18 protein-coding genes and 2 pseudogenes are annotated in these 23,042 nt (G+C 47.2%); 11 read left to right on the forward strand and 9 right to left on the reverse strand.

Annotated features, from left to right (window positions below):
* Nucleotides 1-62: 62 nt before the first annotated feature.
* From MiSe_RS37145 to MiSe_RS37155, 3 genes are all read right to left on the reverse strand, one after another.
* Complete coding sequence (locus MiSe_RS37145; protein ID WP_226589944.1) at nt 63-530, reverse strand: ketosteroid isomerase family protein; 468 nt, start codon at nt 528-530, stop codon at nt 63-65.
* Between the two features lie 506 nt (nt 531-1,036).
* Nucleotides 1,037-1,522 (reverse strand): orange carotenoid protein N-terminal domain-containing protein, encoded by a 486-nt coding sequence (locus MiSe_RS37150; RefSeq protein ID WP_444980606.1) that lies wholly within the window; start codon nt 1,520-1,522, stop codon nt 1,037-1,039.
* A 60-nt stretch (nt 1,523-1,582) separates the two neighbouring features.
* Nucleotides 1,583-2,731: an RNA-guided endonuclease InsQ/TnpB family protein gene (locus MiSe_RS37155; RefSeq protein ID WP_226589951.1), complete on the reverse strand. Its 1,149-nt coding sequence runs from the start codon at nt 2,729-2,731 to the stop codon at nt 1,583-1,585.
* 412 nt (nt 2,732-3,143) lie between these two features.
* On the opposite strand from MiSe_RS37155, the gene queG reads away from it, so the two are divergent.
* The 3 genes from queG (at nt 3,144) to MiSe_RS37170 (ending at nt 6,700) form a co-directional block, all read left to right on the forward strand.
* A complete protein-coding gene (gene queG / locus MiSe_RS37160; protein WP_226589954.1) occupies nt 3,144-4,103 on the forward strand; it encodes a tRNA epoxyqueuosine(34) reductase QueG in 960 nt (319 codons plus the stop codon).
* Between the two features lie 83 nt (nt 4,104-4,186).
* Nucleotides 4,187-4,822: an HAD-IA family hydrolase gene (locus tag MiSe_RS37165; RefSeq protein ID WP_226589957.1), complete on the forward strand. Its 636-nt coding sequence runs from the start codon at nt 4,187-4,189 to the stop codon at nt 4,820-4,822.
* Nucleotides 4,823-5,785: 963 nt separating this feature from the next.
* Nucleotides 5,786-6,700 (forward strand): MBL fold metallo-hydrolase, encoded by a 915-nt coding sequence (locus MiSe_RS37170; RefSeq protein WP_226589981.1) that lies wholly within the window; start codon nt 5,786-5,788, stop codon nt 6,698-6,700.
* A gap of 57 nt (nt 6,701-6,757) precedes the next feature.
* On the opposite strand, the pseudogene MiSe_RS54170 reads toward MiSe_RS37170, so the two are convergent.
* Nucleotides 6,758-7,206, reverse strand: a pseudogene (locus MiSe_RS54170) (RNA-guided endonuclease InsQ/TnpB family protein); the annotation flags it as partial.
* A gap of 177 nt (nt 7,207-7,383) precedes the next feature.
* Nucleotides 7,384-8,165 (reverse strand): annotated as a pseudogene (locus MiSe_RS37180) (RNA-guided endonuclease InsQ/TnpB family protein); the annotation flags it as partial.
* 441 nt (nt 8,166-8,606) lie between these two features.
* Between MiSe_RS37180 and MiSe_RS37185 the strand changes: the two are divergent.
* From MiSe_RS37185 to secA, 5 genes are all read left to right on the forward strand, one after another.
* Nucleotides 8,607-9,653 carry a bifunctional riboflavin kinase/FAD synthetase gene (locus MiSe_RS37185; protein WP_226589959.1) on the forward strand — a complete coding sequence of 349 codons (1,047 nt, stop codon included), beginning with the start codon at nt 8,607-8,609 and terminating at the stop codon, nt 9,651-9,653.
* A gap of 85 nt (nt 9,654-9,738) precedes the next feature.
* On the forward strand, nt 9,739-10,647 hold the full coding sequence (locus MiSe_RS37190) for an AAA family ATPase (protein WP_226589963.1): 909 nt from the start codon (nt 9,739-9,741) through the stop codon (nt 10,645-10,647).
* A 2-nt stretch (nt 10,648-10,649) separates the two neighbouring features.
* A complete protein-coding gene (locus MiSe_RS37195) occupies nt 10,650-11,390 on the forward strand; it encodes a class I SAM-dependent methyltransferase (RefSeq protein WP_226589965.1) in 741 nt (246 codons plus the stop codon).
* 51 nt (nt 11,391-11,441) lie between these two features.
* The gene (locus MiSe_RS37200; protein WP_226589968.1) at nt 11,442-12,110 is read left to right on the forward strand and encodes a diheme cytochrome c; all 669 of its coding nucleotides are present in this window, start codon (nt 11,442-11,444) and stop codon (nt 12,108-12,110) included.
* Nucleotides 12,111-12,631: 521 nt separating this feature from the next.
* A complete protein-coding gene (secA, locus tag MiSe_RS37205; RefSeq protein WP_226589970.1) occupies nt 12,632-15,421 on the forward strand; it encodes a preprotein translocase subunit SecA in 2,790 nt (929 codons plus the stop codon).
* Nucleotides 15,422-15,588: 167 nt separating this feature from the next.
* Here secA and MiSe_RS37210 read toward each other — a convergent pair whose 3' ends face one another.
* Nucleotides 15,589-18,549 carry a sensor histidine kinase gene (locus tag MiSe_RS37210; protein ID WP_226589972.1) on the reverse strand — a complete coding sequence of 987 codons (2,961 nt, stop codon included), beginning with the start codon at nt 18,547-18,549 and terminating at the stop codon, nt 15,589-15,591.
* Nucleotides 18,550-18,675: 126 nt separating this feature from the next.
* Here MiSe_RS37210 and MiSe_RS37215 point away from each other — a divergent pair, with 126 nt between their 5' ends.
* The 3 genes from MiSe_RS37215 (at nt 18,676) to MiSe_RS37220 (ending at nt 20,374) form a co-directional block, all read left to right on the forward strand.
* Entirely contained in the window at nt 18,676-19,800 is a 1,125-nt protein-coding gene (locus MiSe_RS37215; protein WP_226589974.1) for a quinone-dependent dihydroorotate dehydrogenase, read from the forward strand.
* A 188-nt stretch (nt 19,801-19,988) separates the two neighbouring features.
* Nucleotides 19,989-20,165 (forward strand): DUF6888 family protein, encoded by a 177-nt coding sequence (locus MiSe_RS53165; RefSeq protein ID WP_373872962.1) that lies wholly within the window; start codon nt 19,989-19,991, stop codon nt 20,163-20,165.
* Nucleotides 20,162-20,374, forward strand: a complete 213-nt coding sequence (locus MiSe_RS37220) for a DUF6887 family protein (RefSeq protein ID WP_226589977.1) — start codon at nt 20,162-20,164, stop codon at nt 20,372-20,374. The genes MiSe_RS53165 and MiSe_RS37220 overlap by 4 nt, the downstream gene beginning before the upstream one ends.
* A 41-nt stretch (nt 20,375-20,415) precedes the next feature.
* On the opposite strand, the gene MiSe_RS51475 is transcribed toward MiSe_RS37220, so the two are convergent.
* The 3 genes from MiSe_RS51475 to MiSe_RS52315 all read right to left on the reverse strand — a co-directional run bounded on the left by MiSe_RS51475 (nt 20,416) and on the right by MiSe_RS52315 (nt 22,767).
* A complete protein-coding gene (locus MiSe_RS51475; RefSeq protein WP_264196789.1) occupies nt 20,416-20,541 on the reverse strand; it encodes a hypothetical protein in 126 nt (41 codons plus the stop codon).
* A 68-nt stretch (nt 20,542-20,609) separates the two neighbouring features.
* Complete coding sequence (locus MiSe_RS37225; RefSeq protein ID WP_226589979.1) at nt 20,610-21,410, reverse strand: ParB N-terminal domain-containing protein; 801 nt, start codon at nt 21,408-21,410, stop codon at nt 20,610-20,612.
* Nucleotides 21,403-22,767, reverse strand: a complete 1,365-nt coding sequence (locus MiSe_RS52315; RefSeq protein WP_307731613.1) for an AAA family ATPase — start codon at nt 22,765-22,767, stop codon at nt 21,403-21,405. The genes MiSe_RS37225 and MiSe_RS52315 overlap by 8 nt, the downstream gene beginning before the upstream one ends.
* Between the last annotated feature and the right edge of the window lie 275 nt (nt 22,768-23,042).

A 23,042-nucleotide genomic window follows, 5' to 3' on the forward strand; every position in this document is an offset into this window, starting at 1 on the left:
CTAATAGCGCTCGAAACATACTACTGAGGTTCCTTGCTCGGCTAGAGCCACACAAACTGTTATCAGTTTGCGGTGTACTTGGAGTAATCCAAGTAATCGACACGTTTACACACGTTTAGGAAGGCAGAAGCCAGCAGTTTAATCGTAGCTGAAGCGATTTCCCGCTCGGTATTAAGTAAAAACAACCAAGCGACGTTGACGCTAAACCAAGGCGTCTGTACTTTGCCCCTCACTTGAACCATTAGCTGTCCATCTTCCAGCAGTTCGGTGATGCCTTCGCGGGGAAAAAGTTGCATTCCTTGCGCTTCCGCTTGCAGGTAGGCAGCAATCGCATCCTGTCCTATCACTGCCGCTTCAAATGGAGGATGCATCGCCCCCGCAGCGGCAAACAAGGCCGCCGTCTGCTCAAATTCCCCGGCATTCAATGTTTCAAAATAACGCAGTATCGTTGGCTCTTCAATCCCCTCAATCAAAATATTATTAACAGCAACTGCCTCATTTTTTAACGATATCGAATCCGCAGTTTGCATAACTATTCCTCCCAAAATTTATTAGTTATTAGCCCTTAGCCTGTGGCAGTAACTAACGACTACATTAAATAAAAAAGCAGGTCAAAACCTGCCCCCTAAGACGGATTCTATTTTTTTGAGTAGAATCCCGGTCAATGGTTGCAAAAAACAGAGGACTTAGGCAAACACCAAAGTTTCTCTCAAAAATCCTCGCTTTAAAACTAGAGATATGCCTCCCTTCCGCACTCGCGTTCGCAGCCAAGTTACTTTGGTGATAGGTTCCTCGTCCGTAAGTCCTCAAACAGGACTTAGGCAAACACCAAAGTTTCTCTGAAACGTAGAAACTTTGGTGATAGGTTCCTCGTCCGTAAGTCCTCAAACATAGAAAAATATTCCATGTTATTTGTTTTCTAGTTTGATTTAAATCGATATAGTAGGGGCACGGCAGTTGAATTATCTTGGCTCTCGCAAAGAATGATCGCGCCGTGCCCCTACAAAAGGCAAATCTTCGTTACAGAATCAAAGTTCTAGTCAGCCAACGGATCGACGCCCATATCGACGACGGCATTCCGCAGGACGGTGATTTGCTGACCAAAGTCAAGTTGTTTGATTGCTTGCAGCACCTGCGCGCCAGCGCTAGAAAGTTGGTAACCTACTGGCATCGGCACTACAAAGCCTTGAGTCATCCATTGCGCCAATTGATACCAGAAAGCAAGCTTGGTGTTGGCGCTCAAAATGCCATAGGAGCGACTAATCTGGGTATTTTTGTTGGAAGCTAAGTCGCGCATCGCTTGCAGCTGCTCAGTGTGTGACATCTGCTTAATTTGATTGAGCAACCCTTCAGCGAGTTGTAGACGTGCTGCCCCAGGTGCGGCGGGGGTAATCGAACGACCCATTTCGGTGTAGATATACCAAAGTGCTGCCAGCTGGTCATCGACGCTCAGACGCTTGATTGACATCCTCCCCACCCTAAACCTTGAGCCTACGGCTGGAGCGGTTTTGAGGGTGGGGATTCCTCGGAGCTTTTGCGTCGCCTCCGAGTTGCTACAGCCTTACGACTGTTCTTTCCTGCTTCATCGCACCTGCCTCCATCCGAGCGAGGATTTTGGTCTTACGGTCGCTCCACAGGCTAACACCGTGAGTCCCACGGCTAAGATGTTTTTCCCCGCGTTCTCATCCCGGTCGTGGTGTGCATTGCACTTCGGGCAATCCCATTCACGCACTGAGAGCGGCATTTTATCCAGGATGTGCCCACAGTTAGAACACCGCTTAGAACTGGGAAACCATTGATCAATTTGAGCCAGATCGCGCCCGTACCAGTTCGATTTGTACTCTAACTGACGTAACGCTTCTCCCCAACTCGCGTCACTAATTGCTTGAGCCAGTTTATGATTACCGAGCATCCCTTTGACATTCAACGTCTCAACCGCAATCACTTGGTTTTCGCGCACCAGTTGAGTCGTGATCTTGTGCAGATTGTCTTTGCGGATGTTCGCCATCTTTTCGTGTTGTTTGGCTAAGGCTAATCGTGCCTTCCGACGATTGTTTGAGCCTTTCTGCTTTCGTGCTAAAGCCTTGTTCAATCGTCTAAGCTTCTTGAGGGCTTTTCTGAGCGACTTCGGATTCTCAAACTTCACGCCATCACTCGTTGTGACCAGCGATGAAATACCCATATCCAACCCCACCTGTTTAGGTGACTTCGGTAGGGGCAGAATCTTCACGTCACACAGGATTGAGACAAACCACTTACCATAAGGGGTGAGCCGGATCGTGATTGACGATGGAGTTGCATTTCTCTTAAGTTGACGTGACCACTTGATGTTCAGTGCTTCATCCGACTTCGCCATGAACAACTGTCCCTCTTTCAGGCTGAACGCCGCCTTGGTAAAGGTTGCAGATCCACCGTTGCGTTTCTTCTTGAAGTTGGGATACTTTGCCCGTCCCTCAAAGAAATTGGTGAAGGCAGATTGCAAGTGTCTCAGGGCTTGCTGCAATGGAACTGAGGAAACGTCCTTGAGAAACGCTAAATCGTCCTGTTTCTTCCACTGGGTTAAGGCAGCAGAGGTTTCAAGATATCCGATCCGCTTGTGCTCTTGATAGAACGCCTCGGCTCTCATGGCTAACGCTCGGTTATAGACCAGTCGCACACAGCCGACCGTTTGCCGCAACAAGGTTTCTTGCTGAGGTGTTGGGTACAGTCTGTAGCGGAAGGCTTTTTCCATTGCGTTGCGTCTTTAATTTAACCCCTTGCATTCTAGCATATATTCTGTAAGCCGTGATTGATTTGTACTAAACTCCGAGAAATTGGCAATTCCTCATCGCTGCCAATCTCTCGCTCAACTACGTTTCGCATTGTTCAAGGCAGCAATTCGTCATTGCCGCGCCTTATATCCCCAACCTGCTCCCAAGCGCAATGCGCTTCGCTGTTGCTCCATTCGCGCTCGGATGGGGTCTTACGGCGCTTCTGATAACTACTGATCCAAACAATGGAGTTCGTGAATCTCTGCTCCTTGATTTACAGTATGATACGTTTTTTTAAGATTTACAAATAGTTTTTACCAATCCTACAGTTGCAAAATTATAATGGGAAATTTGGCTAAAATGCGATCTGCATCACGTGACGAGTTCAACTCCGTGAGTAATAATCCGTCGCCACAAATTGACGTGAAGCAAAAAGCCTTGGAGTTGGGATTCCACAAGGTTGGGATTGCAGCCGTCAATCAAGCAGACGCGCAAGATGTGCAGCGATTGCAGGCATGGCTGGCACTGGGGTATCATGCCGACATGGAATGGATGGCGAATCCCAAGCGACAGGACATCCGCTTGGTGATGCCAGAAGTGCGAAGTGTTGTTTGCGTCGCGCTCAACTACTACACCCCCCACCAGCGTCCTGAAGGGAGAGAATACGCCAAAATCTCCCGTTACGCAAGGGGACGGGATTACCACAAAGTCATGTATAAAAAGCTGAAGGCACTAGCTTTATGGTTAGAAGCGCAAGGGGAAGGGATTATTGCTCGCTACTATGCCGATACCGGGCCAGTGCAAGATAAAGTCTGGGCACAGCAAGCTGGAATTGGTTGGATGGCCAAAAATGGTAATGTAATAACGCGGGAGTACGGTTCTTGGGTATTTTTGGCGGAAATTCTCACCAATCTCGACTTGATAACCGATCGACCCCATACCCAACACTGCGGTAGTTGTACTCGTTGTATGGAGGCATGTCCGACAGGAGCGATCGCCCAACCTTTTATAATAGATGCCAATCGCTGCATCGCTTACCATACAATTGAAAATCGGGCAGAAAAATTGCCAGATGCGATCGCATCCCAAATGCAAGGCTGGGTTGCTGGTTGCGATATTTGTCAAGACGTTTGCCCTTGGAATCACCGCTTTGCCAAACCCACGGATGTCGCGGAATTTCAGCCATATCCTGGCAATATAGACCCCAAGCTGACAGAATTAGCTGAAATCACCCCTCAAGAGTGGGATACACGATTTCGAGCATCCGCACTGCGAAGAATTAAACCCCAGATGCTGCGGCGGAATGCCCGTGCTAACCTTGAGGCAAACCAAAGGTTAATGGGTGATGGGTAATGGCTAATAGAAAAAAATATTCACCAATTAACAATTAGCAATCAGCAATTACCTATTACCAATTACCAATTACCAATTTAAAAATGCTCAAAGCAATTATTTTTGATTTTGATGGCACAGTTGCCGATACATTCGATACCATCGTGGCTATTTCTAATCGGTTAGCTTTAGAATTTGGCTATAAGCAAGCTGCCCCAGAGGAAATAGAACAAATTAGAAATTTAAGCTCCAGGGAAATTATTAGACAATCGGGCGTTTCAATTTTTAAATTACCTTTTATTTTGAGAAAATTAAAGAATGAATTAAACAATGAAATTTCTCGATTAAATCCATTATCAGGGATTGACGAAGCGTTATCAGAACTGAAAAGGCAAGGGTATAGATTGGGGATTATAACGTCTAACAACAGAGAAAATGTCATGTTGTTTTTGGAGAAGAATAAATTACAAGAATTGTTTGAATTTATTTATTCAGGAGCCAATATTTTTGGGAAAAGTCGGGTGATTAATCGTTTTTTAAAGCAAGCTAACTTAACTCCACAAGAGGTTATTTATGTGGGAGACGAAACCCGAGATATAGAAGCGGCAAAAAGAAGTCAGATCAAAATGATTGCAGTGAGTTGGGGGTTTAATTCAAAAACCGTGTTAGCCGAACACAACCCAGATTTTCTCATCCACCATCCCAAGGAACTGATTCAAGTGATAAGCACATTACGGTAAAACGGGGTTTGTATAAAATTGCTCAAGGATGGTTAATTAACGCCGAGGGCAACCCTGTTGCCAATATCCTGAGAAAAGTAGCTGTACAGCTAGGTTTAAACATAGTCGAGGTGGGTAAGGGAGCCTTGAGACAAAGGCAACGGATTGATTTATTTGCTCGCTTAGTAAATCAATCCGTAAGCGTTGCGTAGAGAGGCTTGCAGCCGCCGTAGCAACATCCGATCCAGTTTCCCCCTGTTTCTAAAAGGGGGAGATATCAAGTCCTTGTGGCAAATAACTAGACTCCAGTGTCCGAGATCACCGTCAGAGGTTGGAGTAGGCTGATATTATGAGAAACCAATACCCCAAGCATCTTCCGCGCCTAGATTACCTCAAAAAGTAGGCTCGCTTAATCAGGGCAACACCTGCATCTCCCCCAGATCAACCCTCGCTACCACTGGCGATAGACCCCCACAAGGGTTTAAGGTGGAAACCAGCGCGGCACGAAAGTAAAATCCGCGCCTGCTCTGGCACAGCCATTGGCACGGTTGTTGTGGTTGCACAACGAGTGGACGGTTTGAACCCCAGGCGGCCAATCGCTGTTTAAACTTAGTAAAAAATGGTGAAAAAACAGTGGCTTCAGTCCCAGTTTAAAGATTATGATGAGCGTTTATTGGAGTCTATGGCATGGGGGACTTTCATGCAGCAGCTTTTCCCTTTTCTGCAACCCCAAGGGACGCAGGAAATGGAACCGTTGAAAGGCAAGCCTCGCCATGTCAGACTGGGGTCGCCTGCCCTATGTTGGTCAACCCACACAGTGAGATTGCCGTGGCAAGGTTACCGGGCCATTCCCAGGCGTAGAGTGAAGCTAAACGAGTCGTGCAAAACGTCTAGGCAAAAGGCTTGGGATTAGATAGTACAGGCGGTCGCAAAAGTATCAACCCCATCCAGAAATTGGCAGAGGAAAAAAAGCAAGCAACACCCATGTCTAGTATGCAAAACCAGTTCACAATACACTTTTGGGGAGTTAGAGGAAGCATCCCCTGTCCGGGAACCCACACAGTGCGCTACGGCGGCAATACACCTTGTGTGGAAATGCGCGTGGGTGGTAAGCGCCTGATTTTTGACGGTGGTACCGGCCTGCGGGTTTTGGGGCAAAGCCTGCTATCTCAGATGCCGGTAGAAGCCCACATGTTCTTCACCCACTCCCATTGGGATCACATACAAGGATTTCCCTTCTTTACACCAGCCTTCATTAAGGGAAATCGCTTCCATATATACGGAGCTATAGCGCCCAACGGTTCCACAATCAAGCAGCGTATGCACGACCAAATGCTCCATCCAAATTTTCCCGTGCCGCTACAAATTATGGGAGCAGAGCTGGAATTTTACGATATCGAGGTGGGAAAACCAGTTCAATTGGACGATATAACCATAGAAATAGCCTCGCTCAACCATCCGGGACAAGCAGTGGGTTACCGCGTCAACTGGCGCGGTAAAGCAGCTGCTTATATCACCGACACAGAACATCTACCCGACCGCTTGGATGAAGAAGTTTTGTGGCTGGCTCGTAATGCAGACGTCATCATCTACGATGCCACCTACACCGATGAAGAATACCACTCGCCCAAGTCCAGCAAAGTGGGGTGGGGACATTCCACTTGGCAGGAAGCAGTCAAGGTAGCTATTGCAGCCAACGTCAAGAAACTGGTAATATTCCACCACGACCCGCTACACGACGACGATTTCTTAGACAGCGTTGGAGAGCAGGTGCAACAAAAGTTCCCCAACGCGGTGATGGCAAGGGAAGGAATGTCGCTGACATTGGAAATAGAAAACCTGGGGGAGTCTAAAGCGGCGCCGGAGGAGATAAAGGGATTGTCCGTTACTTTGACGTGACAAACTCCTGCGCCAAATGCAATCAGGTGAAAAAAGGGGGCTGGTGGAAAACGTGAACTACCCCAACCCATAGGCGGACGGGGCTTCTGTACTCACCGGGGAGTACACTAGATGAGACTTTCGCCCCATCTTTGGTCTTACCTCCCCGACTACAGCAAAAGACGGCTGAACCATCCCTATGCGAGCATTCTGATACCCTCTGCTCTCATATTTATCGCTGCGTTCCCATCGCGGTCACGATCGGTACCGCAAGGAGGGCAAGTCCACTCCCTCATTTCTAACGGCATTTCATTGACCTGACAGTAACAACTAGAGCAGAGTTTGGAACTGGGGAAGCATCTATCAATCTCAACCAACGCCAGCGCCAAAGCGCTCTAGCTTATAGGCTAAAAAGTTGGTAAATGTTCCCCATCCAGCATCAGCTATTGCCTTTGCCAAATTGTGGTTACGTTCGCTCAGCTTGCGCGAAGCGCATACCATGGGCAATGACCATGAAGATTTTCTATTAACTCAAGTTGCTAGTTATCTCTCTGGGAGCGGCTAATGGCGTTACTAGGCTCTGCCCTGGTCACGAGGCTAATGGCGAGATTGGTAAAAATCCTATATTAGCAATTAGCAATTAGCAATTAGCAACGCCCAAGTTTATAACTAGCAACTTGCGTTATTATGACAGCAATGGCTTAGCTGACCAACTTATAACTAAGTTTATAGAGAAAATCTTGCCGCGAGTTGCTAACGAGTTCGTACACCTTGGCAACAACTTTTCTGTATTTGTTTCTTGACCTACTTCCTTTTTGTTTACGCCCTAGCTTTTTCTGCTTACGCAAGAGATTTTTCTCATGCTTGGCAAGATGCTTGGGATTGTCGTACTTTGATACTTTTTCGCCGTCAGTGACAACGGGAAAATACTTCAAGCCTAAGTCAATACCATAAATCTTACCTTCCGATGTAGAGGGTTTTTCGCAGGCTACTTCGGTCAAAATAGACGCAAAATACTTGCCTGATGGAGTCTTGCTAACGGTAACGGTCTTTATCTTCCCCTCAATAGGTCTATGGATTTTGGCCTTGACTATCCCGATATTGCCAGTCAGCTTGACATTGCCATCCACAATCAGTACGTTTTGAGTATACTGGATTGACTGCTTACCGTGCTTGGACTTGAACTATGGAAACTTGCACGTTTCTCAAAAAAGTTTTTGTACGCTGTTGTTAAGTTGAGCGTTGTGGCCTGTAAAACTTGGCTGTAACAATCAGCTAGCCACAGCGTTTCCTCTTGCTTCTTGAGTTTTGGCAACAGTGCATTGTGTGCTACCTGTCCAAGTCCCTTGCCAGTGGTTTTATCCGTTTCAATTGATTTGTTTAGCGCGTAATTCCACCACCAGCGAGCTACCCCAAATGTTTGAGACAAAAGTATCTCTTGTTGCTGAGATGGGTATAAACGGACTTGGAAGGCTTTGTGCAGCACTCAATATCACCCCTTTGGCAAGCTTATCTTACTACATTCTGGGTTTATCATTAAAGGTTGTCCCGAAATATTTGTCAAAATCAATCGGGCGGGAGATTGGAAAAGTCAGGGGTATCGTAGCTTGCTGGCGCGAAGCGGTACCCCTGACTTTTCCCCTGCTATCCATCCCCACCCCATAGGCGGATGGAGAATTCCGCAGGTTTTGTTAACGCTGCGGGGTTTCGTTGTTAATCGTTCGCCCTAGTGGATCGCCACAAAGGGCAAAGGAAAAACCGACGTGGATCGATTGGCGATCGCGCCAACAACAATACCCCCGCTGCTCGGATCCTTTGTTATATCTTTCACCAGACCCACGGGCGCTTTGCGCCTGCTTGCCAAACGCGATCGCCCCAATCAAAAAATTCCCGTATTTTTAACTCGATTTATGTAAAAATGTAAAGCGTGTGGGTTACCTCATCGCTAACAACAGTTCTAACTCCAACCGCAGTTGCCCTGGGAAATTTTGACGGCGTCCACCGAGGGCATCAGCAGGTTGTCAGACCCGTATTGCAAAGCGCTGCCATCGAAACCGGGCGACGCGCCTCCTTACAAGGGGAACAGCGGGAAATTTTCACCGACAACGCCACAGAAGGCAATCAAATACTATCCCAAGCAGAAACAACCGGGCGTCCTTATCCGACGGTTGTCAGCTTTTATCCCCATCCCCAGGAATTTTTTACAGGCCAACCCCGTGCCTTATTAACACCACCAAAAGAAAAAGCAATTGAACTGGGAAATCTGGGAGTAGAACAGCTAGTATTGCTGCCCTTCGATCGAGAATTAGCCGATTTAACGCCCCAGCAGTTTGTCGAAGAAATTTTAGTGCGGCGACTCAAAAGCCAGCGCATCAGCGTCGGACAGGATTTTCGCTTCGGGTGCAAGCGTACAGGTACTGCAACCGACTTGCAAGCGATCGCCGCCACCTACGGGATAGAAACAACAATTGTTGGCCTGCAAATCTGCTCTGGCGAAAGGATTAGCAGTTCCTTCATCCGCACTGCCCTCACAGAAGGAGACATATCTAGGGCAAACCAACTGCTGGGTCGCTCCTACACCCTGACGGGAACTGTCGTACAAGGGCAGCAGTTAGGCAGAACTATAGGATTTCCTACAGCCAATCTGCACCTGCCCTCCGAAAAGTTTTTGCCCCGCTACGGCGTCTACGCAGTGCAGGTCAAGATCGAGAACGGCGAACGCAGCAGCGAACCCGGAAATATTATCCCATCCCCCATTCCAGGGGTGATGAACATCGGTTGCCGTCCTACAGTTAACGGTACAGCTCCCACCGTGGAAGTTTACCTGATAGACTGGGCAGGAGATTTGTACGGACAAACCTTAACGGTAAGCCTAGAACAATTCCTGCGACCCGAACAAAAATTTGCTTCCCTAGATGAACTCAAGGCGCAAATACAAGCCGACTGCGACAAGGCCAGATCGGTATTAAAGTAATGGGAAACTTAAACCAGCAAATAGGGAAAACTAATCCTAATCGCCAATTACCCATTACCTATTACCAATTATCCATTACCAAATCATGAAAGATCGGATCGAGCAGCTAACTCAAAACCTGGGTCGTACAATTGTTGGCAAAGCCGATGCCATTCGCTTGGTGTTGGTGGCGTTGCTTTCTGGGGGACACGCCTTGCTAGAAGATGTCCCCGGCGTCGGCAAAACCTTGTTGGCAAAATCTCTGGCACGCTCAATTGATGGCAAATTTCAACGGCTGCAATGCACCCCCGATTTATTGCCTACAGATATTACCGGCACGAATATTTGGAATCAACGCACGGGTGAGTTTGTGTTTCTCCCCGGCCCTGTTTTTACTAACATATTGCTAGCAGACGAAATTAACCGCGCTACACCCCGCACTCAATCGGCTTTGCTAGAAGTGATGGAAGAACGGCAGGTAACTGTAGATGGGATTTCGCGCCAAGTCGAGAGTCCGTTTTTTGTCATTGCTACTCAAAACCCGGTTGAATATCAAGGCACGTTTCCTCTGCCAGAAGCGCAAATGGATCGGTTCACGCTTTCTTTGAGTTTAGGTTATCCCACAGCAGCGGAAGAACTGCAAATGTTGCAACGTTTGCAACAGGGCGTCACCGTTGATGAATTGAAACCCTGCATTTCTCTAGAGGAAGTGCAACAGTTACAGCATTTATGTCAGCAAGTAAAAGTAGAAACACCTTTACAACAGTATATTTTGAATCTAGTGAGGGCGACGCGAGAAGATGAAGAAATTACCTTGGGCGTCAGTCCTCGCGGTGCAGTGGCCTTGCAGCGAGCAACTCAGGCTCTAGCATTTTTAGAGGGACGGGATTATGCCATTCCTGATGATGTTAAATTTTTGACAACCCACGTATTGTGCCATCGCCTGATTCCCACGGGGGGGCGGCGGGCAAAAACAATTGTAGAACGGCTGATGGGATCGGTTGCGATTCCCTAACAATGAATACGCCGCAATTTGATTTTGAAGCTTTATTTGACGCAGATTATCTCTACTTTTACGAGCCGCTGATAACAGCAGAACGAAGCGATCGCGATGTAGACTTAATCTGGCGTCTGCTTGCTTTGGAACCGGGAATGACAGTTTTGGATCTCGCCTGCGGACATGGGCGGATCGCTAACCGACTGGCAAAACGGGGTTGTCACGTAACTGGATTGGATGCTTCCGCCTTTTTTCTCGATATAGCGCGTCGCGAGGCCGCAGAGTGGGGCGTCGAAGTAGAATATATTCAGGGTGATATGCGCTCTCTGCCCTGGACAGAACGTTTTGACTGCATCATCATTTGGTTAACTGCTTTCGGCTACTTTGAGGACGAGGATAACCGTCGGGTATTAACTGAAGCCAACCTTGCCCTGAAAGCTGGTGGTAAGCTAATCTTGGACTCATTTAACCGGGATTTGATGCTCAAGCATTTTCGGCCTGAAATGGTGATCGAGCGTGATGGAAACTACGCCATTGACCGTCACCGATATGATGTCTTGACGGGTCGTTCCTATAGCGAAAAAATTATCATTAAAGATGGAAAGATTCGGCGGATGGAGTACTTCGTTCGCTATTTTACTTATACTGAAATTCGGGACTGGTGCTTACAAGCTGGTTTTAGCCAGGTAGAAGGATATGGAGACGATGGCAAACCACTGGCAATTGATAGCCAGAGAATGGATGTCATAGCCAAAAAATAAAGGAAAATTGTTATAACCAAAGAAAGCGGTGCTGCGCGACGAGAGTTAGAAATGGGACAACTGGTGCGGTCAAAAATTCAACAAGGGTTACACAAGCGATCCCCAGTCGTTTTATTCATACTACTGGTTCTGTGGAGCGTTGTCATTGGCTGGAGTTTAACCCTGATAACCGCTCTTCCCGGTCAAACCGAACCCGCATCAAAAAATTTTAAGTCCGTCGGGGCTGATTATACTGGTATTACTTATTACTCTCAGTTAGATTCAGCCAACCCGCCCCTACCTAATTCCGAACGAATAACCAGCGCTTCAACTCAAAATTCCATCGGCACAGTTGACGTAATTCCCAGACGCTACCAACTAGGGCAACAACTTTATCTGGAAAACTGCGCCACCTGTCATATCGGGTTACCCCCAGCAGTTATGCCAACCCAAACTTGGCGAGACTTGCTGGAAGACTCGGAACACTACGGCAGGCAGCTAAAACCTCTGGTAGACCCAGAGCGCTTACTCGTGTGGGAATACCTACGAACCTTCTCCCGCCCCATCACACAAGAAGAACAAACTCCCTATCGAGTTGCCCAATCCAGATATTTTAAAGCACTTCATCCTCAAGTTAAACTGCCCCAGCCGGTGAGAATGGCTAGTTGTATCAGCTGTCACCCCGGTACAGGAGAATACGATTTTCGCACCCTCAGTTCCGAGTGGCAAAACGCTCCGTAAAGCTAGCAAGGAGCTACCAGAACGGCAAAATTACTACTTTTTGGTTCGGCAATTGCTCCTATTGCCAGCAAATAGCTTTACCGCTTCATTGGGGTCAAAATGATACCATGAAGATATTCATATATACTTGAATCGGTCGTGGATAGTGCTAATAGCTAATGGCTAATGGCTAATGGCTAATGGCTAATGGTTAGTTTGCCAGTCTGACCTCAGCCTGCGGAACTGTCAGGAAAGTGACCGTGCGAAGTATATCCTGCCATTGTTAGCGTTAACAACGTTAATGGCTGGTAATGGAAAGGTAATGACCTTCCTGTAAGAAAAGCTATTTGCTTAAAACTAAAAATTAGCAGGTAATAGCGTTCCCAGGCAGAGCAGTGGGAACGAGAGTAATAGGTAATAGTTGCAGTTTGTTGCCTAATCACCAAGCGAGCAATTAGCAATTAGCAATTAGCAATTAGCAATTAGCAATTACCCATTACCAATTTTCACATTCTTTCAACTAACAACTTTGAGCGACTACCATGTTAAAAACTTTGCTGGGCGATCCGAATGCTCGTAAACTCAAAAAATATCAGCCATTAGTGACTGAAATTAATCTTCTAGAAGACGAATTACAGCAACTTTCCGATCGGGAACTAACCGGGAAAACAGCCGAGTACAAACAGCGGTTGGAAAAGGGAGAAACTATAGATGATTTGCTGCCAGAAGCCTTTGCTACGGTGCGGGAAGCTGGTCGTCGCGTCTTGGGATTGAGACACTTTGATGTGCAACTTTTGGGCGGTATGGTATTGCATTCCGGTCAAATTGCCGAAATGAAAACGGGTGAAGGTAAAACTTTGGTTGCTACCCTCCCCGCTTATCTAAACGCCCTCTCAGGTAAAGGGGTGCATATCATCACCGTTAACGATTATTTGGCACGTCGGGACGCGGAATGGATGGGACAAGTCCATCGCTTTTTGGGACTGAGCGTCGGACTGATACAAAGTGGAATGGAACCCAGAGAACGGCAAAAAAATTACGCCTGCGATATCACCTATGCAACTAATAGCGAGATCGGCTTCGATTATTTGCGCGACAACATGGCAACCTCAATGGAAGAGGTGGTGCAGCGCCCGTTTAACTACTGCGTAATTGACGAAGTTGACTCGATTTTAATTGATGAAGCTCGCACCCCGCTGATTATTTCTGGTCAAGTCGAACGCCCCAGCGAAAAATACATCCGGGCGGCACAAGTCGCGCTGGGACTCAATAGTGAAGAGCATTACGAGGTAGATGAAAAAGCCCGCAACGTAATTTTGTCGGATGAAGGGTTTGCCCAAGCTGAAAAGCTACTGGAAGTTAAGGATTTATTCGACCCGAATGACCCTTGGGCGCACTACATTTTCAACGCGATTAAAGCTAAAGAACTGTTCATCAAAGATGTGAATTACATCGTCCGCAACGGCGAAGTTACCATCGTCGATGAATTTACCGGACGGGTGCTGCAAGGGCGGCGTTGGAGTGATGGTTTGCACCAAGCAATTGAAGCCAAAGAACGAGTGGAAATTCAACCAGAAACTCAAACTTTGGCGACGATTACTTATCAAAACTTGTTCTTGTTGTATCCTAAGCTCGGCGGGATGACGGGGACTGCCAAAACCGAAGAAGCCGAATTTGAAAAGATTTACAAGCTGGAAGTAACGATTATTCCCACAAACCGTCCTACCGGACGTCGGGATCTATCGGATGTGGTTTATAAAACCGAAATGGCGAAGTGGAAAGCTGTCGCCGAAGAGTGCGCCGAATTGCACGAAATTGGTCGCCCGATACTGGTGGGAACTACCAGCGTAGAAAAATCCGAATTGCTTTCCAGGTTATTGCGCGAGCGCGATATTCCCCACAACTTGCTCAACGCTAAACCAGAAAACGTGGAACGGGAATCTGAGATTATAGCACAAGCGGGACGCAAGGGAGCAGTGACAATTGCTACGAATATGGCGGGACGGGGAACCGACATTATCTTAGGCGGGAACGCGGAATATATGGCGCGGTTAAAGTTGCGGGAATACTTGCTACCCCGCATCGTCCAGCAAGAAGAAGATAGCTTTGCGGTGACGCGGGTACCAGGGGCAGAACGCGATCGCAGTGGCGGTCAAGGGTTCGTTCCCGGGAAGAAAGTCAAAACTTGGAAAGCGTCTCCCCAAATTTATCCGACTCAATTAAGCAAGGCAACTGAGGCAGCGCTGAAAGAAGCGGTAGAATTTGCCGTGCGGGAGTATGGCGAACGCAGTATGCCCGAACTGGAAGCTGAAGATAAAGTGGCGATCGCATCGGAAAAAGCCCCCACGGAAGACCCGGTAATTCAAAAGCTGCGGAACGTTTATAACCGCATCCGCGAGGAATACGAAGCTTTCACCAAAGTGGAACATAATGAAGTCGTAAAATTAGGCGGATTGCACGTAATTGGCACAGAACGCCACGAATCGCGCCGCATCGATAACCAATTGCGCGGACGTGCGGGAAGGCAAGGCGACCCCGGATCGACTAAGTTTTTCCTCAGTTTGGAAGATAACTTATTGCGGATCTTTGGCGGCGATCGCGTCAAAAATATGATGGATGCTTTCCGCGTGGAAGAAGACATGCCAATCGAGTCGGGAATGCTGACTCGTTCCCTAGAAGGCGCGCAGAAAAAGGTCGAAACCTACTACTACGACATCCGCAAACAGGTGTTTGAATACGACGAAGTGATGAACAATCAACGTCGGGCAATCTACGCCGAACGTCGCCGGGTGTTGGAAGGTCAAGACTTGAAAGAACAGGTGATTAAGTATGCCGAAAAAACGATGGATGACATCGTGGAAGCATATATTAACCCCGAACTACCTTCGGAAGAATGGAAGTTACCCGAAATGGTCGCTAAAGTGAAAGAATTTGTCTATCTACTTAGCGATTTAGAACCTGAGCAACTCGAAGACTTGTCGATGAACGAAATTAAAATGTTCTTGCAAGAACAAGTCCGAATTGCTTACGACATTAAAGAAGCGCAAATCGAGCAAGTTAGCGCCGGATTGATGCGTCAAGCCGAACGTTTCTTTATCTTGCAACAAATCGATACCTTGTGGCGGGAACACTTGCAAGCAATGGATGCTTTGCGGGAGTCGGTGGGACTGCGGGGTTACGGTCAACAAGACCCCCTGATCGAGTACAAGAGCGAAGGATACGAAATGTTCCTAGAAATGATGACCGCGATTCGTCGCAACGTCGTCTATTCGCTGTTCCAGTTCCAACCTCAGATTCAAGCACCCGTGCAAGCAACGTCGGAAGTTGGCTAATGGCTAATGGCTAATGGCTAATGGTTAATGGCTAATGGTTAATGGTTAATGGCTAATGGTTAAAGCAATCGCAATCGGCAATTAGCTATTAACCCAAGTTATTAGTTACAAACTGTAATTTTGCTGAGATTGCTAAAATTTTTCCCTCGGCAATTAGCCATTAGCAATTAGCCATTAGCTATGATCAAAGGCAACAACAACCGAGTTAAAATACGACCGTCTTCAACCTGGTAAAGCTTGAGTTTGCCTCCAATTTGCTGCACCAGGGATTGGCAAATCCTTAGTTGCAGTCCGGGAGGTTGGTTCAAGGTAGAAGGAGCGAGTTCGTCCCAGGGGCGTTGTCGGAATTCGGCAATCAGTTGGGGGTCGATGACGCCGTTGTCGGTAATGGATAGCTCTAAAAGGGGATTGAGTATCGGTTCGGATAAGTCCCCAATCGCCATGTTGCCCGATTTTCCCTTGCCCAGGATGCGATACCAAATGTCGATCTTTTCGCCTTGGGGTGCGCGATCGGCAGCAGCGCTCAAGACTTCGTATAGTATTAATTCGATTTTGAATAATTCCCCCCTAAAGCTAATGGGAATCTTTTGGTTATGTTCGCTGCTGATTTCGTGGAGTTGCGACCAGAGTCGGCGTTCTTTGAGCAGGGGGTCAATGCGTTCGAGGGCACGCTTCAGCAAAGTGGGAAGGTAAATCGTTTCTTTGCTACGTTCCCCCAAGTCCTTAATCGAGCGCATTTTCCACTCCTCGGTAGAAAGCAGGCGCACCATCGCACTCAGCGAGTTGCCGAGTTGCTGGCAGATCTGCCGCACCCTGGTTTGCAGAATCTCGGCTTCTTTTGAGTCTAACTGGGACAGGACTTTTACCCCAGCCTCTAGGCAGCGGTGGAAGTCTTCCATGCATCTATGCTTGTACCAGTTTAAGCGTTCCAATTCTTGCCGCTGGGATTGCAGGTGGTTCGCCAGCATCAAGTAGCGGCGAAACCAAGCTAACTGCGTCACCAAAAGGCCGAAAGCTGGCAGCGCCATTTCCGACCAGCGACGACCTGGTTTGTCTGCCACCACCACCACGCCGGTGGGTTCGTATTCGGGAGCAGTCCGCAACGCCATCACTAAAATCTCGCCAATGCCGGAGCCTATTAGCCACTGTCTGGTGTCCGGTGATAACTGATCCACCCGCTTGATTACAAGACTGTCCTCCACCAGTGCGGCTTGAATCAGCTGATCCGTATCGATGGGGACGACAGCATTTAAATTGACGGCAAACTGCTGGTTCGCAATCACACCCGTTACGATCCGCCCCACCTGCTCTCCCGGCGACCAAGCGACCAAAGCAACTAAGGGACAAGCGAGCATTTGGGCGATGGGTTGCAGAACTGTCTGTTCGTAAGTGCGAATCTCCAACTCGGTGTCTGGTGTTACCTGACTTGGCAACAAAGGTTGAGCAGAGGCGAGGGTTGAGAGTCCCCATTGCAAGGACTGGAAGATTTTTTGCTGCGAGGAGACTTGTCTTTGCAGTTGCCATTGGTGGACAATCAAGCCAATCTGTTGAGTCACGACTCGGATTAGTTCTCGCTCGGCATGAGTCCAAGTGCGGGGAGTTTCATAACCGAACGCCAGCAGTCCTTCCAGCTGTCCTGCCGAACTGGTGCGGGAAATCAGCAGCGATCGCACCCCCGCTTCTAGCAATCCCTCGCGCCAACTCGTCAGCTTTAGATCTGCGGTCAAATCTTCTATTTCCACCGATTCGGTGCTGCTTAAAAATTGCCAATCCACCTCGTTGAGGGCAGGTAAGTAGTGGGCGATCCCTGATGAGTCCTGGTTGGGCGGTGAGGAATGACTTTCTTTACCATGACGCAGCGAAGCCCCTAGCGGTTGTCGGTTGGCTGGGTGGTTTTGGTAACAAATTTCCAACTTGCCCGAGTCTGATTCGAACAGCAGCACGAGAAACCGCGCTTGCTGTAAGCGGTGGGACAGGTTGTCGGCACATGTTTTGAGCGTCGCGTGCCAGTCTTGTTCGCTAGCGATCGCCCGCGCTAACTCCGCCGTCAGAATTTGGTCTTGCTTGGTTTGTTCGATGGTCGCTTCCATCCGTTCGATCGGGGCGATCAACGCCACTAACTGCGCCGCACCGCGCACGAAGCTTTTTTCTTGTTCCTGCCAAATGCGCGGATCGTTGCCTTCTACCGCCAAAAAGCCCAGCAATTCGTCTTGCAACAAAATGGGCGCTGCCAGCAAACTCCGCACCCCTAACCGCTGCAATAACCGACTCGTGACATCCGCCTTCAGAGAACTGTGCGCCTCCCCAATCGAGACAACTTGATCCCCTACCATCGCCTTATAGAAACCACCCGCCTCCTGGACTGTAATCCCCGCCGCGCTGTCTTTGCCTCCGATGCTGCTCGTCGTCCGGTTCCCCACTCTACGCCAGAAGTAGCGTTTTTCCGGTTCAAACCAGTAAATATTCGTGCGCGTTGGCTTGACAAATTCATGAGTTTGTGATACAACAACCTCTAAACGCTGCCACATGGTGGGCAAAGTCCGCAGTTCGTTGAGCAGAGCCAACAAAGGCTCGTCGGGACGCTTGGCTTGCTGGTGCTGCCAATCGGTTTCGATTTGATTCAAAGCCGCCGCCAGTCCCCCCAACAGCATGGACAGCCTTGCTTTTTCGTCAGCGCGGGGGGAAATGCCCCAACCCTCTTGTCCCAGCAGCGCCAAGCCGAAGCAGCGATCGCGGTAGCGGATGGGGTAAATCAGCGTTCCCCGAATGTTAAACGTTTGCGCCGCCTTGCGCCATTCCCCCGCACGGGTTTCTTCTTGCAAGTCCGGTACGCCGATGGGTCTTTGCTGAATCACCACCTGTTCCAGCAGATCGCCGGGATTGAGGAAAAATCGCTGCTTTAAAAACCCGCTGGCTCCGGTGGGGGTAATGCCTCCTTTACCAAAGATCCGGTGCTCCAAGCGATCGTAGAAACCAATCCAAATTAAGCTGTAATTTAATTCTGTTTGGAGATAATTGACGGTAGTTTCAATTAGAACTTCTATATTATCCTCTTCTCGGAGGGTTTGGAGAACGCGCCCCAAGGTAACAATCTGTTTATCTTCATTAGGTCTTGGCTGCTCACCCATTTGCTACAACTCCCGTGAAATCGGGGAAATGAAAGCGTTGTATGAATACTTATATGAGAAAGTATGAAAATACGGGATGGGAGAATTTAAAATCGTCGTGGAACACTTAGACGTATAAATTGCACCTTGGATATTTATAAAGCCGGTTTACGACCTATTTTGTTTGGATTAAAGCTAGATCCAGAATTTTTGCATCAACAGACCATAGGAATTTTAAGCTGGCTGGCTCGAGAAGGGGAGCGAAACCCCGCGTTTTGGCTGCGATCGCAATTGCAGCAATCTTGCTGCTTTGGCGATGCACGCCTCAAACAAACGCTTTGGGGACTAAATTTCCCAAACCCAATGGGGTTAGCCGCCGGGTTTGATAAAAACGGTACTGCTTCAGGAAGTTGGGAAGCGCTTGGTTTTGGCTTTGCCGAGTTAGGTACTGTAACCTTCCATCCCCAACCGGGTAACCCCCGTCCCCGCTTATTCCGCTTGCCCTTGGATCGGGCTGTTTTAAACCGTATGGGATTTAATAATAGCGGAGCAGCGGCGATGGCGAGCCAGCTTGGTGAAACTTGGCAGGATCGTCAAGGCAGTATACCGATTGGGATTAATCTCGGTAAATCTAAGGTAACACCCTTGCCAGAGGCTCCCAGTGATTATTTAGCAAGTTTTCGGTTGCTGAAACAATGGGGGGATTATTTTGTCGTTAATGTATCTTCTCCCAATACGCCTGGGTTACGGAGTCTGCAAGATGCACCTCAGTTGAGTGGGATTTTGGAGGCGCTGCAACAGGAAAATCAAGGTGCTAAGCCAATTTTAGTCAAGATTGCACCGGATTTGGAGTGGGATGCGATCGCGGATGTCCTCCAAGTGGCGCAAACCCATCGCCTAGCTGGGATTATCGCTACCAATACTACGATTGGTCGGGAGGGGTTGAAAACCGAGTTTGTGGCAACGGGGAATTCGGTTAAAGAGGAAGCGGGTGGGATTAGCGGTGCGCCTTTACGTCAGCGATCAACGGAGGTAATTAGGTTTATTTGGCGGGAAACTAAAGGGCAGTTACCGATTATTGGCGTGGGGGGTATTTTTAATGCTGAAGATGCTTGGGAAAAGGTTAGTGCTGGGGCGAGTTTGATTCAAGTTTATACGGGTTTGGTTTATGAGGGGCCGTTGATGGTAAGGCGTGTTTTAGAGGGGTTGGTGAGGAAATTAGAGGAAAGGGGGTTGTCGAGTATTTCTGAGGCGGTTGGAAAGGAGAATTGAACCGCGAAGACGCGAAGATCGCGAAGGAAGAGAGTAGAGAGAGGGGATCGTTGTTTAGAATATCTACATAACCAGGATTTACGCAAAGTTTCTATATGTAGTAGGGTGCGTTAGCGATAGCGTAACGCACCATGAAAGCATATTTAGTGTTGTTGCGTAATTCCTGAGAATATTAAGGAGGAACGCATATTCCTACAGCAGAGCAGATGTTGAGTTGTTTTATTCTCAGTTATTGGGCAACTAAGATGTATTTGCCTATTTTTATAATTCGTCTCGATGAACGCACTGGAGATATGTTTTTCTTAGCTGGTGAGGAAACGGAAATTATTATTCCTCCTAATGGAAGATGGAGATACGCTCTATGAAACCAGATTTTAAGGCGATGAGTCGTAAGGAATTACGTGCGTATATTCTTAAGCATCGAGATGACGATGAGGCTTTTTATGCTTACATGGATAAATTAGAAGCGGAAGCAACCTGGGTAGAATTTCCAGCACCTAAGTCAATTGACGATTTGAAAAATTTTCCGGAATTGCTGGAAAAATATGGGAAATTGCGACCAGGAGAATTGTAGGGTGGGAGATGCGATGGCGCCGTCCGTTCGTAGTAGGCGCTTCAGCGCCGTACCGGAGGCATATCGCCGTTCGTAGTAGGCGCTTCAGCGCCGTACCGGAGGCATATCGCCGTTCGTAGTAGGCGCTTCAGCGCCGTACCGGAGGCATATCGCATCAACGGTGACATTTTACTCTTTCTTAAACAGGACTTAAGCACGACGAGGCCAGAAACTCGATTTGTTTGGGCAATTTCTGTTAAAGAGTAAACACTTTTTTTAGAGTCTTGATTTTTGCCGTATCTATCCCACATTCAAGTTTGGCGATCGGGTTCAAACTTTTCCACTTGCCTTTACTCGCTGTAAAGATAATGTCTGCTGCTTTTTCTGGATCAACTGCTTCAAACCCGCCTATTTTACAGGTAGATAAATAGCTTATCCGGATCAAAATCTCATCTCTGGATGCGCGTTTAATACTGACAGCTTCCGGCGCTGGGGGAATCGGTGCAGATGGTTTTGGTGGTGAGAGGAAGAACACTTTGGAAAGGGCATCTAACTTTTTGCCCTTTGTAATCCCGCATTTTAAGCTAGTAATAGGGTTAAAGTTCGACCAATTTTCCCTGTTAGCTTCTGCAATTCGATTAGCAGCTACAACTGCATCCACTCCCTTTAATGCACTACCCGGTTCCGCAATTAAGTATCTCAGTGCAGCTAGAATAGTATCTCTTGATGCAGTAGTAAGATTGACCTTGGGAATCGCTTCCCGCGCCATGATTTTTGCCTGCTCAATGTTTTTGTCATCTGGTTCAATTACAATACACCAGACTCTTTCTAATTCAGCTTGTTGTGCAACTGCATAAACAAAGTGATTGCTAACAACTTGATACTGATAGTCCCCATTTTCTTTGACAATTACAGGAACCCAATTACGCCCATCCGTTTGCAATACAGCCTCTGCTGCTGCTTTGATGATAAATTCTGATTCATTAGATTGAGCTTCAGAGTTAATACTCTCTAATGGCAAGTGCATCAGCTTACCTACATCATCAAATTTACCCATGTAAAAAATACTCCTTAGCTAACCCAAGATAGTTTTCTGCTACAGTCTTGTTTAAAAAAACTGCGGGAACATGCGAGAACGCAGCATTAGCAACAGTTGCATGATTGGGAATACTGAAAATAGTTGTATCAACGTTCCCTTTTGTGGCTTTAGGCCAGTAGTATGGTAACAGATTAAAACCGGATTGTTGTGCTTTGGTAATAATTTGTTTAATTTCATTGTTGGTAATTTTATGTTGAGCATCTGTCATCTTTTCTCCATTAAAAAAGATAGGTAACGCAATTGGCCCTCCATCTTTTCTTTCTTTCTGAATTTCTGGTATAAGTTCTTTAATCACCCTTGCCGCATTGTGTAACGATGTCGCTCCATTATGCTTTGTGGGAATTAGTACTACATCGGAAGCGGCAACCCCACTCTGGCTAAAAAACAGCCATTGTGTTGGGCAATCAATTAATATGTAATCGTAATCATAAACAAAAGCCTTAAGTAAATCTCGCAATCTTCTTACTCCTTTTTGGATTTTGGCATCCTCGTTTCTATCTGTCCAGTCTTGCATTCTCGGATCTGATGGAATAACATCAAACATATGCAAGCGATTCCCTTGTTTATCTGCTGGACTAAAAGGCACAACTGTATTGCGTACATCCAGTTTTGTATCCGCAAGACAATCTAATAAACTGGTATTCCCAACTTCGAGTTTAAGAGATGTAGTTAAATCTATTTGTAAATCAAAATCAACTAAAAGAACTTTTTTATGCTGTTTCTTCAAACTTGCCGCTAAATTGATAACTGTTGTAGTTTTTCCTACTCCTCCTTTATTGTTGTAAACACAGACAGTTAACGCTCTTGTTGGCTTGTTAATCAAATGCTTGATATTCGCAACAATATCAGCAATATTGCCTTTATTAATTAACTCGCAGCGAGTTGCTGGAAATACAACCTTTCCATGTCGCCGGAATAGCTGTATGTGAACTGAATTTGTAATAATGCCCCATTGAGCAGTGTTACACTTAGGGGAAAGCAGATACTTTTCAAGCTGTTTTTTAGTTTGTAAGTATTGAGGAGTTCCTTCTGATAAGTTTATCTTTGCTCCTCCCGTTGAGCGTGCTTTGACTTCAACAAGTATATCAGGATTAATTTGAGAATTAAAGAAAATATCATTATCATTTGTATTGTGACGAGCTGCAAAGTCAACTTTATCAGCCCCATTCCCTGTTTTAAACTGTGGACGGCGTTCTTGAGCAGAAAATCCAAGAGCCTCCAGAAGAGGCTCCGCAAATTGAGTGCAAATGACTTGTTCTACAGACTCATCTGGCAGAATTTTATCTAAAATATCGCTCCAATTGATCGGTAGCATTACGTAGTCCCTATCGAGTTGGATGAGTTAGCTAGCTTTTCTAAGTACAGAAAATCATACGTGTCACTGATTTGGCATCCGTATTTTCCTAGATTTACAGCCGATTGCAGCCGCATGAGGTACACCTGAGTTTGTCAAGCGCGCAGCATTATAGCGGATTGTGACTTGATAGAATACACTTGATTTTTCATAAGTTAATAGCCCGTGTAGACGGGCTGAGTTTGTATAGCGGCAGCATTAATGCTGCCGCTATACAAACTCAGCCCCAAGGGCTG

It is taken from the genome of Microseira wollei NIES-4236, assembly GCF_020521235.1.
GTDB classification, from domain to species: Bacteria; Cyanobacteriota; Cyanobacteriia; order Cyanobacteriales; family Aerosakkonemataceae; genus Microseira; species Microseira wollei.

What these genes read in the sequence shown, in the direction of transcription:
- MiSe_RS37145 (WP_226589944.1), bottom strand. Translation starts at nt 530, where the DNA reads ATGCAAACTGCGGATTCGATATCGTTAAAAAATGAGGCAGTTGCTGTT.
- MiSe_RS37210 (WP_226589972.1), bottom strand. Translation starts at nt 18,549, where the DNA reads ATGGGTGAGCAGCCAAGACCTAATGAAGATAAACAGATTGTTACCTTG.
- MiSe_RS37220 (WP_226589977.1), top strand. Translation starts at nt 20,162, where the DNA reads ATGAAACCAGATTTTAAGGCGATGAGTCGTAAGGAATTACGTGCGTAT.
- MiSe_RS52315 (WP_307731613.1), bottom strand. Translation starts at nt 22,767, where the DNA reads ATGCTACCGATCAATTGGAGCGATATTTTAGATAAAATTCTGCCAGAT.
- MiSe_RS37165 (WP_226589957.1), top strand. Translation starts at nt 4,187, where the DNA reads ATGCTCAAAGCAATTATTTTTGATTTTGATGGCACAGTTGCCGATACA.
- MiSe_RS37195 (WP_226589965.1), top strand. Translation starts at nt 10,650, where the DNA reads ATGAATACGCCGCAATTTGATTTTGAAGCTTTATTTGACGCAGATTAT.
- MiSe_RS51475 (WP_264196789.1), bottom strand. Translation starts at nt 20,541, where the DNA reads ATGTCACCGTTGATGCGATATGCCTCCGGTACGGCGCTGAAGCGCCTA.
- MiSe_RS37155 (WP_226589951.1), bottom strand. Translation starts at nt 2,731, where the DNA reads ATGGAAAAAGCCTTCCGCTACAGACTGTACCCAACACCTCAGCAAGAA.
- secA (WP_226589970.1), top strand. Translation starts at nt 12,632, where the DNA reads ATGTTAAAAACTTTGCTGGGCGATCCGAATGCTCGTAAACTCAAAAAA.
- MiSe_RS37225 (WP_226589979.1), bottom strand. Translation starts at nt 21,410, where the DNA reads ATGGGTAAATTTGATGATGTAGGTAAGCTGATGCACTTGCCATTAGAG.
- MiSe_RS37190 (WP_226589963.1), top strand. Translation starts at nt 9,739, where the DNA reads ATGAAAGATCGGATCGAGCAGCTAACTCAAAACCTGGGTCGTACAATT.
- MiSe_RS37170 (WP_226589981.1), top strand. Translation starts at nt 5,786, where the DNA reads ATGTCTAGTATGCAAAACCAGTTCACAATACACTTTTGGGGAGTTAGA.
- MiSe_RS37200 (WP_226589968.1), top strand. Translation starts at nt 11,442, where the DNA reads ATGGGACAACTGGTGCGGTCAAAAATTCAACAAGGGTTACACAAGCGA.